The organism is Bacillus sp. JJ1127 (genome assembly GCF_036965845.1).
Classification (GTDB): Bacteria; Bacillota; Bacilli; order Bacillales; family Bacillaceae_G; genus Bacillus_A.
The window spans coordinates 1-7,310 of sequence record NZ_JBALQK010000275.1 but is presented as its reverse complement, the minus strand read 5'-3'; the positions used below and the strand labels follow the sequence as shown (position 1 = coordinate 7,310).

Sequence of the window (7,310 nt, the reverse complement as noted above, 5' to 3'; positions counted from 1 at the left end):
GACAAATTTTGTTTAAAACGTGGAAGTCATTTTTTGAAATTGATGAATGTAAAAATATTAAAAGAGAACGCCTAGAGTGCCATTTATATGGACAACTCATTGGCATTCTCCTCTGTTCTTCTACGATGTTTCAAATGCGACAGTTTCTGCTTGAAAAGACAAAGCATGAGCTGAGTGAATACAAAGCGATTTATATGATTAAAGATTACTTTCCGTTACTGTTTCAAGCGATAGCCGTTGGCACAGAAGAACTTTTAAAAATTCTGCATCGTCTTTATCTGCTACTCAAAAAGAACGGTCGTAAATGTCATCGGTATAAGAAGATGACCGTCTTTGATATTCTAGGGATTGTGTATAAAACGACGGTGAAGCATAGACAAGCTGCCTAGCGAAAAAATCACGTTTTAATAGGCTTCTTTAGCATGCCTACTTTTCTATCACTTACTACTTTTGAACCAAGGATCGTTTCATATCTAGTAAGTTACTTGGTTAGCTTGATGGCGATGGGGTAGCGCCCTGAAAATGCGGATTTACAACGTTAAGTTGTTTATATCATTAAAAATGAATAATTTAACAACGATAAAGATTTTGAGACAAGTCATATGAGACACACGCAAGCTTTATTTGAGGCAAAATCAGTTAAGTGTCAATAGAGCATAATAAACAAAGACAGATTCTTTATTGTAAATAAACGAAACAAAATCTCGTTATAAGTTGTGTTTGGAAAAAAATACAGACTATACCCAAAATTACACGTATCACGGCTGTACTCCAATAATACTTTGAGAAAGAAATTTAGGTATATGCTGATGTCCTAATTTAAAATAGTCTTAAATGTAATGATTTTATAACAAATCTCGAATTCAAGATAATATAATTTGAGATAAATTGTATTGATGTGAATGTAACCACATCATGTGAATAAGATTAAGTGTAAGCTAATGTAAAAGGAATAAGACGTTAATGTTTAGTGATTAAGATTAAAGTTTTAAATAAGAAAATGAAAAGGAGTATACAAAATGAATAAGAAAACGATGGGAATTCACCACATTACAGCAATCGTAGGTCATCCACAAGAGAATGTAGATTTTTATGCAGGGGTTTTAGGGTTACGTTTAGTCAAATAAACGGTAAACTTTGATGATCCAGAAACGTATCACCTTTACTTTGGTGATGAGGGAGGAAAACCAGGAACAATTATTACTTTCTTCCCGTGGGCAGGTGCTCGTCAGGGAATCATTGGAGATGGTCAAGTAGGAGTAACTTCTTACGTTGTTCCAAAAGGAGCTATGAAATTTTGGGAAAAGAGACTAGAAAAATTCAATATTCCGCACACAAAAATGAGTCGTTTTGGAGAACAGTACTTAGAGTTTGACGATCCTCACGGCTTACATTTAGAAATTGTTGAAAGAGAAGAAGGAGATTTTGTTCGCTTCCGTTCCTCAGCTGAGATTGGAAATATCATTGATCTAAAATTAACTTCTATTGGACGTGGACAAATGGGAGTTGGTACAGTTCACCATATTGCATGGAGAGCTAGTGATGATCAAGATCAATTGGATTGGAGAGAGCAGGTTTCACGCTATGGATATGGTGTAACACCTGTACGAGATAGAAACTATTTTAACGCGATTTACTTTAGAGAGCATGGAGAAATCTTGTTTGAAATTGCAACTGACCCTCCAGGATTCGTACATGATGAATCAAAAGAAACGATGGGTGAGGAATTAATGTTACCTGAACAATATGAGCCACATAGAAAACAGATTGAACAAGCATTACTACCATTTGAAGTAAAAGAGTTAGATTAATTTCAAGAAAGAAATGATTTCTTTGCTATCGATAGATCCATTACAAAATACTGAAAGAGAACATTATAAATTTCTAATTGGAAGTATTATTCTAATTAGAAATAAATTAAGTATAGCTTATAAATGAAGTGGAGAGAGGAATATGTCAAACAAAATAGCAGGGATTCATCATATTTCTGCCATGGTAAATGATGCGCAGCGGACAATTGATTTTTATGCAGGTGTGCTAGGGTTAAGGCTTGTAAAACAGACAATCAATTTTGATCGTCCAGAAGTGTATCATCTGTATTTTGGAAATGAATCCGGTGAACCTGGAACGGTCATTACTTTCTTTCCCTGGCCTAAGCAGTTAAAGGGGCGCATTGGAACAGGGCAGGTTGGAGTAACCGGTTATATGATACCAAATGGATACATGCCATTTTGGGAGAGCCGTTTGCGAGAATTCAATGTTGAATTTATTTCATCAGTTCGCTTTGGAGAAACGTATTTACAATTTCAAGATCCAGATGGTCTCCAAATTGAATTGGTTGAGCGAGACGGTGGGCCACAAAATACGTGGAGCTTTGGAGAAATTGGTGTAGAGAACGCGATTAAAGGGTTCAGTGGTGCTACTCTATATTCTGCACGACCGAATAAAACAGCCCAATTGCTTGAAGAGGTATTTAGATTAGAATGCATCGGACAAGAGGATGGATTTTTGAGATTTCAATCAGAAGCAGAGGTTGGAAATATAATCGATATTAAATTAACGGCTTCAATCCGAGGTTTAATGGGAGCAGGAACTGTTCATCATATTGCATGGCGAGCAAAGGATGAAGAAGAGCATCAAGAGTGGTGGTCTATGCTTCAAGAAAAAGGATATTACCCAACCGAAATTCTGGATCGAAATTATTTCAAGGTTCTATATTTTCATGAAGCAGGTGGTATTTTATTTGAAATAGCGACAGATCCACCAGGATTTGCAGTGGATGAACCCACAAAGGAACTGGGCGAAAAGCTTATGTTACCATCCTGGTTAGAGCCGAAAAGAGAAGAATTAGAAGAAATCTTACCTCCTATTGAGGTTAGAGTTTTGGAAGGGGATAAATAATGAAACATATTTTTCATAAAGGGAAGAATTTATCGAAACCAACATTATTACTGCTTCATGGTACAGGTGGGAATGAACTAGATTTATTACCACTTGCGGGCAGAATTGATGATGAAGCATCTATATTAAGCGTTCGTGGAAATGTATTAGAGAATGGAATGCCTCGTTTTTTCCGAAGATTGGCAGAGGGCGTTTTTGATGAAGAGGATCTTATTTTTCGTACAAAAGAATTAAATGAATTTCTTGATGAAGCAGCAGTGACATATGGTTTTGATAGAAAAAATATAGTAGCCATTGGTTATTCAAACGGAGCAAATATAGCGGCAAGTTTATTATTCCATTATCAAAATGCATTAAAGGGTGCCATTCTTCATCATCCTATGGTACCAAGAAGAGGAATTGAGCTTCCTAATTTATCTGGTAAATCTATGTTTATTGCAGCTGGAAACAATGATCCAATTTGTTCATCTATGGAATCTGAGGAATTACAAACATTATTAGAAAAAGCAAAGGCAAATGTAACAATGCATTGGGAAAATAGAGGGCATCAACTGACTGTGAGTGAAGTAGAAGCGGCGGCTCAGTGGTATCGTACTTTTCTAAATGAGTGATAAAAAAGATTTTATGATGTGGATTATAATTTGAAAAAAGTGAAAAAATAGGTAGGTGTAATGAAGTGAGTATTTTATCCAAGTTATTTGGAAATTTATCAATAAAGGAGAAAAAACAATGGAAAATGTAAAATTAGCAGTGATTTATTACAGCATGGGTGGAACAAACTATCAGCTAGCAAAATGGGCTGAGGAAGGTGCAAAAGAAGCTGGTGCGGAAGTAAAAGTATTAAAAGTACCAGAATTAGCTCCGCAATCTGTAATAGAAGGAAATCCAGCTTGGAAAGCACATATTGAAGCAACAAAGGATGTACCTGAAGTAACATTAAATGATTTAGAATGGGCAGATGCTATTATTTTTAGTGTACCCACTCGTTTTGGAAACATGCCTGCACAAATGAAGCAATTTTTAGATACAACAGGTGGATTATGGTTCAATGGAAAACTTGTAAATAAAGTTGTGAGTGCAATGACTTCTGCACAAAACCCTCATGGAGGCCAAGAAGCAACAATTTTATCATTATATACTACAATGTATCATTGGGGAGCAATTGTTGCTGCACCTGGATATACTGATCCTGTAACATTTGGTGCAGGTGGAAACCCATATGGTACTAGTGTTACTGTTGGTCAAGATGGGAAAATGATTGAAGATGTACAAGCAGCAGTGAAATATCAAGCGAAGCGTACAGTAACTGTTGCAGAATGGATAAAGAAAGCAAATCAATAAAAAGAATTTAGGAGAATGTAAGGTTAATATAATACTATTCAAAAGCATTTTCTGATCGCTGAAATAGCGTATAACTTATTCAAAACATAAACAATCCAGCCTATGTTTTTACTGGTGACAAAGGCTGGATTTTATATTTACAAAAGTTTATAGAAACTTTAGGTAGGCATTGAATCAATAAGAGACTATTATGTTATTTTAGGATATATTACAATGTTTTCTGTTTTTGGAAATAAGTTCTCTTGATGTATCGATCAAAGGTTAGGCATAAAAATTTTGTGGGAGGAAAGCATTGATGGAAGAGAAAAAAGTAACGTGGCTGGAGCTGTTTTTTGATTTGATTTTTGTGGCTGCTATTTCAAAAGTGACACATTTGTTGCTCCATTTGGAACATGGAATTATTTCATTCGAGTATTTATTAAAATTTGTATTAATTTTCGTTCCTATTTGGTGGGCATGGGTAGGCCAATCTTTATACGTTAACAGGTTTGGTAAAGATTGTGTCGCTCAACGATGGTTTATAATTATGCAAATGCTTTTTATCATTTTAATGACGGCCAGCCTATCTGTGAATTTTGATCAGTATTATGTCTCCTTCCTTATAGGGTATGTTGGCATTCGATTTTTTACATCTATGCAATATATGTGGATTAGCAAGCAAGAAAATGGCTCACGTAAAAAGGCAGCTGAATATTTAGGATATGGATTTTTAATAGGAATTGCAGTATCTTTATGTTCTATTTTCCTTGATTCGTGGGTTCGATATCTTATTTTATATCTGGGGATTTTTATTGATACCATTGTTCCTATTTTGGGTCGAAGATACTTGATTAAAGCACCGACAAATACCCCGCATTTATTAGAAAGATTTGGACTTTTTACCATTATTTTATTTGGGGAATCAATTGTCAGCTTAATTGCTGTTTTGCATCCAGAAAAAGGGAGTTGGGATGCAATTAGCTTTGTGCTTGTATCATTTACAATTGTTATTACCATGTGGTGGCAATATTTCGATAATGTTGAAAAAAAGGTTGATAAAGAAATAGAAACTACTGGGCAAGCAATTATTTATGGGCACTTATTCATTTATATGTCTTTAAGCATGATTGCGTCGACTATTCAATTAGCGTTTTCGCAGGATATTCATTATTTATTTTTAGTAATTTTAGTTTTCGTATCTACTTGCATCTATTTCTTGTCAACTACGTTTGTTTTTCATAAATATCGATTTGCCAAGAACCGACTGAAGATTTACCATTTAGGTTTATTTATGTGTATTTTGTTTGCCTTTTTATTATTTGACCTGTTTATTGTAGTTCCAAACATTCTCATCTTTGTTCAGTTAGCTGTTTTTTTCCTTATATATACAAAAGTAACAATTTAATAATCTATACTAAATTTATTTTAAATTGTATTTGTATTAAAACTAGAAAATTTATAAAGCGATGATCTTGTTCTACTATGTTATTCAAATACTTTTGTTGTCTAAGTTGCATATCATCAGGTATGCTTTTTTCTTTTTTCAACTGTTCACTTGCTATAGGATAAGCTGGATTCTTATCGTTAATAAGATAATATCAGGCTGATAGTCCTTCCATTTGAACAAATTTTTCTTTTCCATACCGATCACACACCTTTTTAGAGTAATAGTATCAGTATGTCCAAGATTTAGAGATTCCTTGTAATTGCCTTGAAATTTTTGCACCGGAACCTTATCGACTATATATGATATTAACATATTCTTTAATGAGTTATTTAGAAAGTAGGAGGAGAACATGTACGAACAATATCTAAGGCGCAATGCGTCTGCTTCATCAGACCATCTTCGACTGGCTCCACACGACCCTGGGGATCGTTAGTTGAGCAGTATGAATATGGAGCAAAAAAAGGTGGTTACCTGTTTGAACAAAGTGGTAACCACCTTTTTATTGAGGCTGGAGAAGCTGAAACAGTAGCAAATGCTGTATTCCTCTTAAACAGCTGTTTCATTACTTGAATTAGATATTGAAAAAGCAGAACGTGACTAGCTAATTCCACACAAAATAATGCGATGATATTATCACCTCCTCCCTATGCAAACTGGAAGAGATGATAACCACACCTACTATTAATAGCTTCAATATTATTTGTTCACTGAATATTCATTATTGATATAAAAAAAAATAAGGAGACCTATCTAAATTTATAGATAGGTCTTCTTTGTTCTTATTTGATAAGCTCTCGTTGAGCGCCCCTATAGCTTCCAATAATATTTTGATAACTAGGAAGATGCTTAGCAAGTAAATCTCCAAATCCTTCAACGTCATTTCTCCAGTCACGTTGTAATTCGCATGCAATGCTAAACCAGTTCATTAACTGAGCCCCTCCATGCGCCATGCGTGTAAGGGCAGCATTGGCAACTTGTTGATTAAAAGTTCCTGATGCATCGGTTACAACGAACACGTCATATCCTGCTTTTATCGCAGATAATGCTGGGAATGCCACGCAAACATCTGTAACCACACCTGCGATGATTAGTTGCTTTTTGCCTGTTTTTTCAATGGCTTTTACAAATTCTTCATTGTCCCAAGCATTGATTTGCCCTGGACGAGCTATTTTTGGTGCATCAGGGAAGAGTTCAACTAATTCTTGCATTAGTGGCCCGTTAGGTCCGTTTTCAAAGCTTGTTGTTAAAATAACCGGTAAATCAAAAAATTTAGCAGTGTTAGCAAGAGCCATAACATTGTTCTTGAACTCATCAACACTATAATCACGTACTAGACCAGCAATAAGACCTGTTTGATGATCTACAAGTAGAACAACAGCCTCATCTTTAGAAAGGCGAGAATAGAGATCAGACATTAAGTAATCCTCCTCTAATTAATTTGGTGGGCAAAGGCCCGTTTATAATGATACTGAATTTAATTTATTATTATAAGTATTGTTAAAAATGAGATAAATAGGTAAAATTGTTGACGACGTTTTATTTCCCACAATTTTTTGGGGGAATTCGATTCAAAAAGATTTCTTAGAGATATAAAGGTGAGTTACGCGGATATATATAAACAATAAAGGGATTTATATAATAG

Annotated in this window: 5 protein-coding genes and 3 pseudogenes; 6 read left to right on the top strand and 2 right to left on the bottom strand. The window is 34.8% G+C overall.

The annotated features are described in order from the left end of the window. From V7183_RS22205 to V7183_RS22180, 6 genes and pseudogenes are all read left to right on the top strand, one after another. Positions 1-389: pseudogene (locus V7183_RS22205) on the top strand (IS4 family transposase); the annotation flags it as partial. Between the two features lie 630 nt (positions 390-1,019). Next, positions 1,020-1,811, top strand: a pseudogene (locus tag V7183_RS22200) (ring-cleaving dioxygenase). 142 nt (positions 1,812-1,953) lie between these two features. Then, entirely contained in the window at positions 1,954-2,901 is a 948-nt protein-coding gene (locus V7183_RS22195; protein WP_335360859.1) for a ring-cleaving dioxygenase, read from the top strand. Further along, positions 2,898-3,512 carry an alpha/beta hydrolase gene (locus V7183_RS22190; protein ID WP_335360860.1) on the top strand — a complete coding sequence of 205 codons (615 nt, stop codon included), beginning with the start codon at positions 2,898-2,900 and terminating at the stop codon, positions 3,510-3,512. Before V7183_RS22195 ends, V7183_RS22190 begins: the two co-directional genes overlap by 4 nt. 118 nt (positions 3,513-3,630) lie before the next feature. Beyond that, positions 3,631-4,242, top strand: coding sequence for an NAD(P)H:quinone oxidoreductase (gene wrbA / locus V7183_RS22185; RefSeq protein ID WP_335360858.1), 612 nt, complete (start codon positions 3,631-3,633; stop codon positions 4,240-4,242). Between the two features lie 295 nt (positions 4,243-4,537). Beyond that, positions 4,538-5,626 (top strand): low temperature requirement protein A, encoded by a 1,089-nt coding sequence (locus V7183_RS22180; RefSeq protein WP_335360857.1) that lies wholly within the window; start codon positions 4,538-4,540, stop codon positions 5,624-5,626. Positions 5,627-5,666: 40 nt separating this feature from the next. On the opposite strand, the pseudogene V7183_RS22175 reads toward V7183_RS22180, so the two are convergent. Next, positions 5,667-5,804, bottom strand: a pseudogene (locus V7183_RS22175) (IS6 family transposase); the annotation flags it as partial. Positions 5,805-6,447: 643 nt separating this feature from the next. Then, positions 6,448-7,083 (bottom strand): isochorismate family cysteine hydrolase YcaC, encoded by a 636-nt coding sequence (gene ycaC / locus V7183_RS22170; RefSeq protein WP_335360856.1) that lies wholly within the window; start codon positions 7,081-7,083, stop codon positions 6,448-6,450. Between the last annotated feature and the right edge of the window lie 227 nt (positions 7,084-7,310).